Annotated in this window: 12 protein-coding genes; 7 read left to right on the top strand and 5 right to left on the bottom strand. The window is 69.0% G+C overall.

The annotated features are described in order from the left end of the window. Positions 1-32: 32 nt before the first annotated feature. The 3 genes from AC3RX1_RS14780 to AC3RX1_RS14790 all read right to left on the bottom strand — a co-directional run bounded on the left by AC3RX1_RS14780 (position 33) and on the right by AC3RX1_RS14790 (position 3198). Positions 33-884 carry a carbohydrate ABC transporter permease gene (locus tag AC3RX1_RS14780; RefSeq protein ID WP_491502022.1) on the bottom strand — a complete coding sequence of 284 codons (852 nt, stop codon included), beginning with the start codon at positions 882-884 and terminating at the stop codon, positions 33-35. Then, positions 881-1831 carry a carbohydrate ABC transporter permease gene (locus tag AC3RX1_RS14785; RefSeq protein WP_491502023.1) on the bottom strand — a complete coding sequence of 317 codons (951 nt, stop codon included), beginning with the start codon at positions 1829-1831 and terminating at the stop codon, positions 881-883. The genes AC3RX1_RS14780 and AC3RX1_RS14785 overlap by 4 nt, the downstream gene beginning before the upstream one ends. 71 nt (positions 1832-1902) lie before the next feature. After that, positions 1903-3198 (bottom strand): ABC transporter substrate-binding protein, encoded by a 1296-nt coding sequence (locus AC3RX1_RS14790; RefSeq protein WP_491502024.1) that lies wholly within the window; start codon positions 3196-3198, stop codon positions 1903-1905. Between the two features lie 215 nt (positions 3199-3413). Between AC3RX1_RS14790 and AC3RX1_RS14795 the strand changes: the two genes are divergently transcribed. Further along, positions 3414-4220 (top strand): DeoR/GlpR family DNA-binding transcription regulator, encoded by an 807-nt coding sequence (locus AC3RX1_RS14795; RefSeq protein WP_491502025.1) that lies wholly within the window; start codon positions 3414-3416, stop codon positions 4218-4220. A gap of 15 nt (positions 4221-4235) precedes the next feature. On the opposite strand, the gene AC3RX1_RS14800 is transcribed toward AC3RX1_RS14795, so the two are convergent. Together AC3RX1_RS14800 and AC3RX1_RS14805 are read right to left on the bottom strand one after the other, a co-directional pair. Then, entirely contained in the window at positions 4236-4871 is a 636-nt protein-coding gene (locus AC3RX1_RS14800; protein ID WP_491502026.1) for a cyclodeaminase/cyclohydrolase family protein, read from the bottom strand. Positions 4872-5133: 262 nt separating this feature from the next. Beyond that, positions 5134-6024 (bottom strand): Lrp/AsnC family transcriptional regulator, encoded by an 891-nt coding sequence (locus tag AC3RX1_RS14805; protein ID WP_491502027.1) that lies wholly within the window; start codon positions 6022-6024, stop codon positions 5134-5136. 249 nt (positions 6025-6273) lie between these two features. Between AC3RX1_RS14805 and AC3RX1_RS14810 the strand changes: the two genes are divergently transcribed. From AC3RX1_RS14810 to AC3RX1_RS14835, 6 genes are read left to right on the top strand one after another with little or no spacing between them, the layout of a single operon-like run. After that, on the top strand, positions 6274-7596 hold the full coding sequence (locus AC3RX1_RS14810) for an MFS transporter (protein WP_491502028.1): 1323 nt from the start codon (positions 6274-6276) through the stop codon (positions 7594-7596). A 12-nt stretch (positions 7597-7608) separates the two neighbouring features. Continuing rightward, entirely contained in the window at positions 7609-9279 is a 1671-nt protein-coding gene (locus AC3RX1_RS14815; RefSeq protein ID WP_491502029.1) for an amidohydrolase, read from the top strand. Between the two features lie 13 nt (positions 9280-9292). Beyond that, positions 9293-10885 carry a thiamine pyrophosphate-binding protein gene (locus AC3RX1_RS14820; protein WP_491502095.1) on the top strand — a complete coding sequence of 531 codons (1593 nt, stop codon included), beginning with the start codon at positions 9293-9295 and terminating at the stop codon, positions 10883-10885. Between the two features lie 43 nt (positions 10886-10928). Next, complete coding sequence (gene speB / locus AC3RX1_RS14825; protein WP_491502030.1) at positions 10929-11879, top strand: agmatinase; 951 nt, start codon at positions 10929-10931, stop codon at positions 11877-11879. 19 nt (positions 11880-11898) lie between these two features. Then, positions 11899-12138, top strand: coding sequence for a hypothetical protein (locus AC3RX1_RS14830; RefSeq protein WP_491502031.1), 240 nt, complete (start codon positions 11899-11901; stop codon positions 12136-12138). Beyond that, positions 12131-12475, top strand: a complete 345-nt coding sequence (locus AC3RX1_RS14835) for a type II toxin-antitoxin system PemK/MazF family toxin (protein ID WP_491502032.1) — start codon at positions 12131-12133, stop codon at positions 12473-12475. The genes AC3RX1_RS14830 and AC3RX1_RS14835 overlap by 8 nt, the downstream gene beginning before the upstream one ends. The last annotated feature ends 10 nt before the right edge of the window (positions 12476-12485 follow it).

Consider the following 12485-nt stretch of genomic DNA (forward strand, 5'->3'; position numbering starts at 1 on the left):
CTTCTTTCTTTCTGGGTTCGGGGACGGCTCGGTCAGGACTTCACGGCGCCGGCCGCAAGGCCGCCGATGAAGTACCGCTGGAAGATGAGGAACAGCACGAGCACGGGAATGGAGCCGAGGATGCTCATGGCCATCACCTCGTTCCAGAGGTAGTTGTTCTGTCCCATGAGGAGTTGGATGCCGACCGGCACCGTGCGACGGTCGTCGGTCTGGGTGAGGGTCAACGCGAAGAGGTACTCGTTCCACGAGATCATGAACGTGTACAGGCCGACCGAGACCATGCCCGGCACGGAGACCGGCACGAGGATGCGCCACAGGACCGACATCGAGCCGGCGCCGTCGACACGCGCCGCCTCGTCGAGTTCGCGGGGCAGGCTGTCGAGGTACGCGGTCATCATGATGATCGCGTAGGGCAGGGTGAACACGACATAGGTGAGGATGAGGCCCTGATAGGTGTTGTACAGCTGCAGGGCCACCATGATCCCGAAGAACGGGATCAGCAGCGTGATGGGCGGCACGGCCTGGACGCCGATGATCACCACGCGGATGATCGACTTGAACTTGAAGTCGTAGCGGCTGAACACGTATGCGGCCAGCAGCGCGATGACGAGCGTGATGATCACGACGCAGATCGCGACGATGTAGCTGTTGACGAAGTAGCCCACCTTGACGGGGTCGGTCAGTACGGCGAAGTACGCGTCGAAGGAGAACGACCCGTCGACGAGCTTGGGCGGGAAGGCGAAGATGTTCGCGTTCGACTTGAATGAGCTCGACAGCATCCACAGCACGGGGAATCCGGCGAAGACCGCGCCGACGAGCAGGGCGAGGTAGATGAAGACGCGGCCGATGTTGCGCCTCGTGTGCGCTCTCATTGCAGTGCTCACGACTGGCTCGCCTTCTTCTGCTGGCGCACGTAGAAGATCGCGACGAACAGCGATGCCAGCAGGATGACCACGGCGCTCGTGGAAGCCAGCGAGAACTGGTAGCTGTTGAACGCGAGCTTGTACGTGTAGGTGCTGACCACCTCGGTGTGGTTGATGGGGCCGCCTCCGGTGGTGGCCCAGATCAGCGTGAACTGCTGGGTCGTCCAGAGCAGGTCGAGAAGCGCCATGCTGTAGAGGATCGGCCGGAGCGCCGGCAGCGTGACGCTGAAGAACTGGCGGATGAGGCCGGCCCCGTCCACCCGCGCCGCTTCGTACAGGTCGGTCGACACGCCCTGGAGACCGGCGAGCAGGCTGATCATGAAGAACGGATATCCCGACCAGATGTTGATGACGGTCACCGCGATGAGCGCTGTCGCGGGTGTGCCCAGCCACGGCACTGCTTCGTGCAACGCGCCGATCGTCGTCAAGACGTAGTTGATGACGCCCGATGGGTCCAGGAGCAGGCGCCACAGGACCGCGACCACGGATGCCGTGAAGATCCACGGCAGGATGTAGATCGCCCGGAAGATCACCCGGGGCAGCGCGTGAATGAGCTTGGAGTTCAGCATCAGCGCGAACGCCACCCCGATGATCATGTGGATGACGACGCTGGCGACGGTGAAGATCAGGGTGTTTGAGACCGCGTTCCAGAAGTTCGGGTCGGTCAGAACCGTGACGTAGTTCGCGAATCCGACGAACTCCGGATTCTGGTTGGTGACGACGTTGTCGAAGAGCGAGTACCCGATGACGATGAGGATCGGGATGACCATGAGGCCCAGCACGAGCAGCACGGTCGGTGCGATCAGGAGGTAGGGCTCGAATCGACCGCGCCGGCCGGAATGCGGCCGTGACGGGCGGCGGGGTGCCGACGTCGTGATCATCACGGTGTCAGGTGGCGAGGTGGTCATGGGGCTCCCTTTCCGGGTGGCCGGCCGCACCGTGGAGTGCGGCCGGCCCGGCTGTGCGCCTCAGAGGCAGATCAGAATTGCTTCTTCCACTGGTCTTGGACGTTCTGGAGCATCGTGGATGTCGACTCCTGCCCGGCCACCGCCTTCTGGAACTCGGTGAGGAACGAGGTCATCAGCTGGTCGGCTGCCGGGAGTCCGGTGAACTCGTTGACCGGCTTGCTCTTCTGGTAGATGCCGAACGCGGTCTGGAAGTGCGGATCGGCACCGGAGAAGTCGGGCGCTGATGTCTTGTTGCCCGGGAAGCCGTTCGCGAGGGTGGACAGCTGCGAGTTGGTGTCCTTGCTCATCAGGTACTGGATGAACTGCCACGCCTGCGTCGGGTACTTCGTCTTGGCAGACATGCCGATGCCCCACGAGGCGGTGAGCATCCCCTTCGTGCCGCTGTAACCGTCCTTCACCGGCTGAGCGGAGACGGTGAACTTCAGGTCGGGTGCGCCCTTCGTGATCGTCGTCACGTGTGCGAGCGAGTCGATCATCATGCCGACTCGTCCGTTGATGAAGTTCGTGACCTTGTCGGTCTCCTGCAGGCTGTTCGCGCCCGGCAGCACCGCGTTCGACGTGACGAGGTCCTTCACCATGTCGACGGCGCCGCTGACATCGGGGTTGCCGACGAGGTTCGGCTGGCCGTCCTTGAGCATGCTGCCGCCGGAGGCCCACGCCCACGACAGGATGTCGTTCTGCGCACCGTTCGGGTTCGTCGTGCCGAGGGGCACCACCCAGCCCTTTGCGCCCGCGGACGATTCGCTGATCTTCTTGGCGTCGGCGGTGAACTCGCTCCAGGTGGTCGGCGGGTTCGTGATGCCGGCCTTCGCGAGGATGGCGTCGTTGGTGAAGAGCGGGTAGACGAAGTTCACGACCGGGATCATGTAGGTGCTGCCCTTGAAGGCGACCTGGCTGGCCAGTTCGCTGTCGTCGTACTTCGCCTTCTTCATCGCGTCGGTGAGGTTGTAGAGCGCGCCCTGCTTGTACAGCGGGTTCACCCAGGAGCCGTCGAGGCCCACGATGTCGGGCAGCGTGCCCGATGCCGCCTGTGAGATGGTCTGCGTCTGGAGCGAGGCGAAGGGTGCGCTGATCAGCTTGATCGTGATCTTCGGGTGCTCCTCGTGGAAGTCATCCGCGATCTTCTGCAGCGCACCGCTGGGCATCTCGGGCGCCCACCACTGCGAGAAGGTGAGGGTGACGTTCTGGTCGTTCCCACCTGAGCCGCCGCTGCAGCCGGTGAGTGCGAGTGCGGCCGCCGACGTGGTCGCGGTGGCCATGAGCACCCATCGCAGCCGCCGCAGCGACTTCCGAGCTTCCTTGCCCATGATTCTCCCGTCGTTGGAATGTCTGCTGTTGTGTACTGCTTTCTGCAGGTATCTGCATGTTAGGTTTGCGGAGGCGGCCGCGTCAAGCAGAAATCAGCAAACTCACGGAAGCTCTCGCAGCGAACGCCGCGACTGTTCGCACTCTTTTGCGGCTCTATGCGGCTGCTCTAAGCTCGTGCTGTGCGCAGAATCTCAACATCGAGGGGATGAGACCGATGAGCCAGTCCGATTCGGAACGGCGACTTCCGGCGGGGCGCAAGGCTGAGCTGGCGGCTTATGTGTCCGAGGCAGGTGAGGTCACTGTCGCCAAGCTCGCATCGCATTTCGGCGTCTCGACCGACACGATCCGCCGCGACCTGGATCGCCTCGACACCGAAGGGCTGCTGATCCGCACGCACGGCGGCGCGGTGAGCCTGACGGCCGGAACACGGCCCGACACCGAACTCGAGGTCCGGCTCCATGTGCAGACCGCCGCGAAGGAGGCGATCGGGCGTCGTGCGGCGCGGCTCATCGAGGACGGGTCGGTCGTCATGCTCAACGGCGGCACGACGACACTCGCCCTGGCGCGTCACCTGCGCAAGCATCGGAACCTGACGATCGCCACGAACAACCTGCGTATTCCCGCCGAGATCTCACCCAACGTTCTTCGGGATCTCTACATGTTCGGCGGGCAGGTCCGCACCGTCTCGCAGACGACGACAGGACCGATCTCCTTGCGGTTGGGCCCGAGCGACCGAGAGATCGAGGTGCGCAGCGACATCGCGTTCATCGGCGTCGGAGCAGTGTCGACGACCGGAGGGTACTCCACGAGCAACCTGGGCGACGCCGCGATGATGGCAGCGATGATGGCCCACTCGGCACGCGTTGCGGTGCTCGCCGACTCATCGAAGTTCGGCAAGGACCTGTTCGCACAGATCGCCGCGCTCGACACGCCCGACTACTTCATCACCAACGCGCAGCCGCCAGCCGACCTGATGGCGGAGCTGCAGGAGGGTGGCGTCGACGTTCTCATCGCCGAGTGAGCGCACACCCACGCGTCACTCCTGGGAGATCCGCGCGGAGAGCGTGTCGGCGGTGGCTCGGACGTCCTGCTGCAGGGCGGAGAGCCGGGCGCTGGCCGATTCGAGGTCCCGCAGCGCGTCGTCCGCTCCGCCACCCTCCTCCCGGTGCGCGCCGGCGAGTTGGATGTTCGACCGGAGATTGATGGATGCGGCGGCCAGGCCGGCCGCGAGAGCCTCGGCTGCGACGGCGAGATCTGCGGCGAGCGCCGGATTGCCGATCTCGAGGAGCAGACGCAGCTCGTCGCACAGGGGCCCACCGACCTCCCCCACGTCGACCGCCGACTGCGCGGCGTCGAGCGCGGCGGCGCGCACTCGTGCGTCGCGATCGGGGTCGTCGTCGCTCAACGCCAGGGCCGACCCGAGCCCCACCGAGCGCACGCCGTCCTCCTCCGACCCCTCGAGCGTCCGCATCCGCAGCTCAGACAGCCGGCGCGCGCAATCGGCGGCCCGCCCATCGTGCGTGTAGCCCGCCACCATCCGCAGCAGGGCCGCGGAGAGGCCCAGCATGATCGCGCTCGCCGCGCCACCGCCCGGCGCCCCGTTCGACTGCCCCAGCCGCTCCAGCCACGAGGCGAGCGGAATGGACGTCGGCACATGCGCAGAATCCGTCATGCCACACTCCCGTCGCTCAGGGGTCTCGGTACGAACGAGGCTAGCTGTGTCTGACGCTCTACTGGGACGTCCGGTGGGTGACGAGCGGCGAATCGTCGGCACTGGGGCGGATTTCTGCATTCGGGGCAGGTTTCTGCATCCTCTGGTGCAGGTCTCCGCCCCGAACCGCCGCTTCGTGAGCGTGACGCCGGCGCTCGCCGCCGGTCGGCGACAGGCGGTCGTTTCGACTCGCTGCGCCCGCTCAGGGGCCGGCGAACCGGAATCACGTGCCGGCGAGGCGCATCGTGCGGGCGTAGTCCTCCTTCAGGACGCGCAGGTGGAACCACGACTCCGTCCGCTCGACGCCCGGTAGCGTGCGCAGGCGCTCGAGGTCGGCGAACAGGTCGCCCGACGCCGGCTCGACGAGCGTCGCCACGACGTCGAACCGACCCACCGTGCGGGCGGCGAAGTCGACGCTCGGCCACGACTCCAGCGCGTCGACGGCCGACGCGTCCGCCGTCAGCGTCAGCCCCACCCCCAGCGACAGCTGCCGCCGCGCCAGCCCCCGCGCCTCCACCGCGCTGATGTTGATGACTCCCGCATCGACGAGCCGCTGCACCCGCGTCGCCACCGCCGACGGCGACAGCCGCACCGTCTCTCCCAGCGCGCGGTAGCTGCGCCGGCCGTCGCGCTGCAGCTGGTCGATCAGCGCGCGATCGGTCTCGTCCAGCGCGACCTCGCCGCGGTAGTGCGACATGAAGAATCCCTTGATCACCGACTCGTAGATCAGGGTGTTCGCCTCCACGACCCCCTCGATGCCGCGGATCTGTGCGACGAGCTCCCGCAGCGCGGCCATCGACCCGACCCGCACCTCGGTGATCAGGTCGTGCACGCCGCCGATCGCCGACACGAGCACCGACTCCTCCAGCTCCCGCAGGCGCTCGGCGACCGGCTCGACCGCACCGTCCGTGCGGATCGACACGTGCGCGAGCACGTGCTGCCCGAGAAACCCCGGGTCCACCGCCGCCACGACCCGCACGGTCCCGTCGCGCAGCAGCGCATGCAGCCGCGCCGACACCGCCGCCCGCGGCCGGCCGAGCGCGGCCGACAGCTCCTGGATGCTCGCCCGTCCGTCGTGCTGCAGCGCCCGCACGAGCTCGGTGTCGATGTCCATCTCTCATCCTCCGCGCGAATTTCCCGGAACTGCACCTCGCGGCGATCATAACGCGTGCCACCGTAGCTGAACGGATGACAGAACACGGAGGTTTGCCGACACATCCGTTCACTTCGCCAGCGGAAGCGACTGAGCGCTGGAGTTCTACCCTTGTCGGCGCCTGCCTCGAGGGCTAGCATCCAACGCAGCCGAGGCGCCGTCCGCCACCGGCAGACCCGCAGCATCCAGCACCCCCGCAAAGGAGCGGTCATGACCACCGTCCACACCCGCGCACGCCGCGCCGGCATCGCCGCCTTCGTCGGCACCACGATCGAGTGGTACGACTTCTACGTCTACGCGACGGCCGCCGCCCTCGTGCTCGGACCCCTGTTCTTCCCGAGCTCCGACCCGATCGCCGAGACCGCGTCGGCCTTCGCCACGTTCGCCGTCGCGTTCATCGTGCGTCCGTTCGGCGGCATCCTCTTCGGTCACATCGGCGACAAGCTCGGCCGCCGCCTCTCGCTCGTGATCACCCTGCTCGCGATGGGCACGGCCACCGTGCTCGTCGGCCTCCTGCCGACCTACGGCACGATCGGGGTCTGGGCGCCCATCCTCCTCGTCACGCTCCGCGCCGTGCAGGGCCTCGCGGTCGGCGGCGAGTGGGGCGGCGCGGCGCTCATGAGCGTCGAGAGCGCGCCCGTGAAGCACAAGACGTTCTACGGCGGCTTCACCCAGCTCGGCAACCCGGCCGGCGCGCTCCTCGCCTCGGGCATCTTCGCGATCATGGCCCGCTTCGGCGACGACTTCATCATGAACGGCGGCTGGCGCATCCCGTTCCTCCTGTCCATCGTGCTCATCGGCGTCGGCATCTGGGTGCGCTACCGCGTCGAGGAGACCGAGGTCTTCGAGAAGAAGGTCGAGGGCCGCAAGCAGGCGATGCCGCTCGCCTACGCCCTGCGGGTGAACTGGAAGCCGATCCTCCTCGGCATCGGACTGCTGCCCATCTCGACCGGCGGCTACTACCTCGCCACGACGTTCGCGACCTCGTACGCGATCGGCGAGCCGATCAAGCTCGACGAGGGCGTCATCCTCGACGCCATGACGATCGCCTCGTTCGTCGAGTTCCTCGTCACGCTGCCCGTCGCCTGGCTCGGCGACAAGTGGGGCCGCAAGACCGTCATGTACCTCGGCCTCGGCACCTCGGTGCTCGTGTTCGCCCCGTTCCTGCTGCTCATGCCGGGCCGCATCGAGCCGGTGATCTTCCTGTTCGCCTCGCTGATCCGCGTGACGATGAGCGCCACCTACGCGCCGCTCGCGACGATCCTCACCCAGATGTTCCGCCCGCAGGCGCGCTACACCTCGGTCGCCCTGGCCTACGGCGTCGGCGCCGCGGTCTGGGCCGGATTCTCGCCCTGGTTCGCCACGATGCTCGTCGCCTGGACCGGCAGCGTCTGGTCGGTCATCGCGATGTTCACGGCGATGGCGGTCCTCGCCGCGGTGTGCACGAAGTTCGCTCCGCAGCACTCCGACGAGGCGCCCGTCACCGACTCGTTCACGCCGCGCACCGACACCACCACCGCCCGCACGATCTGAGAGAGCCGCCCGATGCGCACACTCGCCCCGTTCGACACCCCCGCCCAGACGACACCGCGGCTCGTCACCGCCCGCCTCATCCACACGGTCGACTCCGCCGGCACGACGGCGAGCGCCATGCTCACCGACGCCGGTCGCATCCTCGCCATCGGCACCGTCGATGAGTGCCGGGATGCCGCGGCCCGCCGCGGACTGTCGCCGGAGCACGTCGATCTGGGTGACGCGGTCATCGTGCCGGGATTCGTCGACGCCCACTCGCACCCCCTCATGTACGGGCAGATGATGACGTGGGTCGACTGCGGACCGGAGAAGGCCGGGTCGATCCCCGAGATCGTCGCCCTGCTGAAGGCGGCGGCCGCCGACCTCCCGGCCGGCCGGCCGGTGCGCGGGTACGGGTACGAGCAGCGCAACCTCGCCGAGAAGCGCCACCCCACCCGGTTCGAGCTCGACGAGGTCGCCGCCGACCGCGAGGTGTACCTCATGAACGCGTCGGGCCACGGCGGCGTCGTGAACTCGTTCACGCTCGAGTCGAACGGGGTCACCCGCGACACCCCGAATCCCACCGGCGGCGAGTTCTTCCGCGACAGCGACGGCGAGCTGACCGGCGAGCTGTCGGACGCGGCGTGCAACATCCTGACGGGCCTGCACGGCGTGAAGATCGGGCACCACGGGCCGAACTTCCACCTCGCCGACGAGCCCGAGGAGCACCTGCGCCAGCTGGATGCCGCGACCCGGCGCTTCCTCGCGGGCGGCGTGACCGCGCTCGGCGACTGCCAGGTCACACGCCGCGAGTTCGACATGTACCTGCGGCTCGCCCAGCAGAACGGGCTGCCGCTGCGCGTCTCGATGTACCTGCTGTCGCACCTGCTCGACGACGCGCTCGAGATGGGCCTCGTCGGCCAGTTCGGCAACGCCTACCTGAGCTTCGCCGGCATCAAGCTCTACGCCGACGGCACGCTCGGCGGGTGGACGGCGTACTTCCCCGACGGCTACGTGGGCGACCCGTGCCGCACCGGGCAGCTCTACCACGAGCCTGCCGAGTACACGGAGCTCATCCGTCGCGCGCACGCCGCGGGGCTGCAGACCGCGACCCACGCGCAGTCGCCCACCGCGATCGAGATGGTGGTCTCGGCGATCGAGCAGGCCCTCGCCGACCGGCCCGACGCCGACGCCCGCCACCGCATCGAGCACTGCGGCCTGCCGACCCCCGAGCAGATCGACCGGATGGCGGCCGCGGGCATCCGTCCGGTGAACCAGACGCAGCACTACTACAACTGGGGCGAGGGCGTCGAGGAGGCCATCGGCACGCCCGGCGAGCGTTTCAACCCGCTCGGCGAGTTCGAGGCGGCCGGGGTGCCGATGACGCTGTCGTCGGATGCGCCGGTCGCCGAGCCGATCCCGCTCGAGGCCATCCAGACCGCCGTCACCCGCATCACCCGCCGCGGCCACAAGCTCGGGCCCGACTCGCTGCGCATCTCGGCCGCCGCGGCCCTCCGCGCGCACACCTACGAGGGCGCCGTGTCGCTCGGTCGCGAGCGTGACCTCGGGTCGCTCGAGGTCGGCAAGTGCGCCGACTTCGCGGTGCTCTCCGACGACCCGCTGGCGGTGCCGGGCGACGAGATCGCGCAGATCGCCGTGCGACAGACCTGGGTCGGCGGCGAGCAGCGCTACGCAACGGAATGATCGGAGCATGACCATGGCCTCCCCCGACTACGCCGACACCGCGGGGCGCGCGGTCCTGCAGACGCTGCGCGCGTACGGGGTGACGACGGTGTTCGGGATCCCCGGCACGCACAACCTCGAGCTGTACCGGCCGCTGGCCGACCTCGGCATCCGGGCGGTCACGACCCGGCACGAGCAGGGCGCGGGATACGCGGCGGACGGCTGGTCGCAGCAGACGGGCCTGCCGGGCGTCGTCATCACGACCTCGGGGCCGGGGCTGCAGAACGCGATGAGCGCCGTCGGCACCGGGTACTGCGAATCGCGGCCGATGATCGTGCTCTCGCCGGGCCCGGCGCTGGGTGACGAGTTCGCCGATCGCGGGACCCTGCACGAGACGAAGGATGCATCGGCCATGGCCGGCGCCGTCGCGGAATGGTCGCGCCGGGTGCGGTCCGCCGGCGAGGCGGTCGAGGCGGTGCACGACGCGTTCGCGCTGTTCGGCACCGGGCGGCCTAGGCCCGTGCACATCGAGATCCCGCTCGACGTGCTGGAGGCGCCGGCCGAGGTGCCCGCCGAAGCACGCGAGGCACGGCCGGTCGCGGGCGCCGCCGACGGCGATGCCGATGCGATCGCCCGTGCCGCGGCGCTCATCGCCGGCGCGACGCGTCCGGTGATCCTGGCGGGCGGCGGAGCCACGAGAGCGGATGTCACGGCCCTCGCCGAGCGGCTGGGGGCGCCGGTGCTCACGACGCTCAACGGCAAGGGCACGGTCGACGAGCGGCACCCGCTCGCGCTCGGGGCGAATCTGCGCCTTGATTCCGCGCGGGCGGTGGCCGAGGCATCCGATGTCCTGATCGTGCTGGGGTCGAAGCTCGGCGAGGCCGAGCTGTGGGCGCCTGCGCTGCGTCCGCACGGCGCTGTCGTGCGCGTCGACATCTCGCCGGCCCAGCTGCAGAAGAATCTCGCCGCCGATATCGCGATCGAGGGCGACGCCGCCGCGGTCGTGGAGCGGCTGCTGTCGGTGCTGCCCGCGGCGGGCGGCCGCGTGCCGGATCTGTCCGAGGAGCGGGCGGCGATCCTCGCCGAGACCCGCGCGGCGCTGCCGGCGACGGTGGCACTCGGCGAGCGGATCGTCGCGGCGCTGCCCGACGACGCGGTCGTCGCGGGCGACTCGTCGCAGATCGTGTACATGGCGGTCGCGAACCTGCTGCGCCAGGCGACGCCGCACTCCATGCTGTACACGCCGACGTACGCGACGCTCGGCTACGGGCTGCCGGCCGCGATCGGCGCGCGCATCGCCGACGCGACGCGCCCCGTCGTCACGGTGATCGGCGACGGAGCGCTGATGTTCTGCGTGAACGAGCTCGTGACCGCCGTCGAGCAGCGGCTGGATCTCACCGTCCTGTGCGTCGACAACGGCGGGTACGCCGAGATCAAGCAGAACGAGGTCGACCGCGGCATCACGCCGGTGGGCGTCGACCTGGTGCAGCCCGACTGGGCAGCGCTCGCGACGGCGTTCGGCGCGACCGGGCGGACGATCGCGGCTGGCGACGACATCGCGTCTGCGATCCGTGCCGCGATCGCGGAGGGCGGTGTGCAGCTCGTGCACATCCGCCAGGAGGTGTGAGCGGGCGCGCCACCGCGTGCGTTCGCAGAGGAGGAGAGACACCATGAGTGAACCCATCGGGCCGGTCGACGCATCCGTCAGCCCGCGCTACTCCGGCATCGCGACGTTCGCGCGCCTGCCGCGCATCGAGGACGTGCCGGCCGCCGACATCGCCGTGGTCGGCATCCCGTTCGACTCGGGCGTGAGCTACCGGCCCGGGGCGCGGTTCGGTCCGTCGCACGTGCGCGAGTCGTCGCGGCTGCTGCGTCCGTACAACCCCGCGCAGGACGTGTCGCCGTTCGCGCTCGCGCAGATCGTCGACGCCGGCGACATCCCGGTGAACCCGTTCGACATCTCGGCCGCGGTCGCCGAGGTGGAGCGGGCGGTGGACGAGCTGCACTCGCGCGTGGAACGGGTCATCACGATCGGCGGCGACCACACGATCGCCCTGCCGCTGCTGCGGTCGGCGGCCAAGCGGCATGGACCGGTGGCGGTGCTCCACTTCGACGCGCACCTCGACACATGGGACACCTATTTCGGGGCGCCCGTGACGCACGGCACGCCGTTCCGGCGGGCCTCGGAGGAGGGGCTGATCGACCTCACCGCGAGCTGCCACGTCGGCACGCGGGGGCCGCTGTACTCGAAGCAGGACCTGCTCGACGACGAGCGGCTGGGCTTCTCGATCGTCTCGAGCGAATACATCGAGGAGGAGGGCGTCGCCGCGGCGATCGAGCGGATGCGTGGGCGACTGGCCGATCGGCCCGTGTACGTGTCGATCGACATCGACGTGCTCGACCCGGCGCACGCGCCCGGCACCGGCACGCCCGAGGCGGGCGGGCTGACGAGCCGGGAGCTGCTGCGGATGCTGCGCGCGCTCGGCGACCTGAACGTCGTCGGCGCCGACGTGGTCGAGGTCGCGCCAGCATACGACCACGCGCAGGTGACCGGCATCGCCGCGAGCCACGTGATGTACGAGCTCATGTCGCTGCTGGCGGCCCAGGCGGGGCGCGGCTGACCGTTGGTATACTCGGAGTATGACCACCACCATCAAGGTCAGCAATGAGCTCCGAGACCGACTGAAGGCACAGGCATCCCGCGCCGGAGTCACCCTCGGCGCCCATCTTGCTTCGCTGGCGGATCTCGCCGACCGCCAGGCGCGCCTCGCGGCGGCGAAGCAGGCGATCGCCGAGAGCCCGAGACCGGTGATGGACGACTACCTCGATGAGTCGCGGCAATGGGAGGCGACGGAACTCGCCGACACTCGGCGTGCCTGATCTCGGGATCGCGCCCGGGACGGTCGCCTGGGCGACCCTCGAACCTGTCCGCGGTCGCGAGCAGGGCGGCCACCGGCCGGTGCTCGTGGTCTCATCGAGCGGTCATCTCGATGCAGTGACCACGCTGGTCATCGTGCTTCCCATCACGAGCGTCGACAGAGGGTGGCCCAACCATGTCGCCGTCGACGGACCGAGCGGGCTCGGCCGCCCCTCGTGGGTGATGACCGAGCAGCCGCGGACCCTCAGCCGTGAGCGGCTCACGGGCGTCGCTGGACACGTGAGCGGCGAGTGCCTCGACACCGCACGCGTGTGGCTGGCGGACTTCCTCGACCTGTAACGCTCGTCTG

This window comes from Microbacterium altimontanum, from assembly GCF_058349865.2.

Excerpts from the sequence above, each read along its gene's own strand:
- AC3RX1_RS14810 (WP_491502028.1), top strand. The coding sequence starts at position 6,274 with ATGACCACCGTCCACACCCGCGCACGCCGCGCCGGCATCGCCGCCTTC.
- AC3RX1_RS14805 (WP_491502027.1), bottom strand. The coding sequence starts at position 6,024 with ATGGACATCGACACCGAGCTCGTGCGGGCGCTGCAGCACGACGGACGG.
- AC3RX1_RS14790 (WP_491502024.1), bottom strand. The coding sequence starts at position 3,198 with ATGGGCAAGGAAGCTCGGAAGTCGCTGCGGCGGCTGCGATGGGTGCTC.
- AC3RX1_RS14830 (WP_491502031.1), top strand. The coding sequence starts at position 11,899 with ATGACCACCACCATCAAGGTCAGCAATGAGCTCCGAGACCGACTGAAG.
- AC3RX1_RS14795 (WP_491502025.1), top strand. The coding sequence starts at position 3,414 with ATGAGCCAGTCCGATTCGGAACGGCGACTTCCGGCGGGGCGCAAGGCT.
- AC3RX1_RS14785 (WP_491502023.1), bottom strand. The coding sequence starts at position 1,831 with ATGACCACCTCGCCACCTGACACCGTGATGATCACGACGTCGGCACCC.
- AC3RX1_RS14800 (WP_491502026.1), bottom strand. The coding sequence starts at position 4,871 with ATGACGGATTCTGCGCATGTGCCGACGTCCATTCCGCTCGCCTCGTGG.
- speB (WP_491502030.1), top strand. The coding sequence starts at position 10,929 with ATGAGTGAACCCATCGGGCCGGTCGACGCATCCGTCAGCCCGCGCTAC.
- AC3RX1_RS14820 (WP_491502095.1), top strand. The coding sequence starts at position 9,293 with ATGGCCTCCCCCGACTACGCCGACACCGCGGGGCGCGCGGTCCTGCAG.
- AC3RX1_RS14815 (WP_491502029.1), top strand. The coding sequence starts at position 7,609 with ATGCGCACACTCGCCCCGTTCGACACCCCCGCCCAGACGACACCGCGG.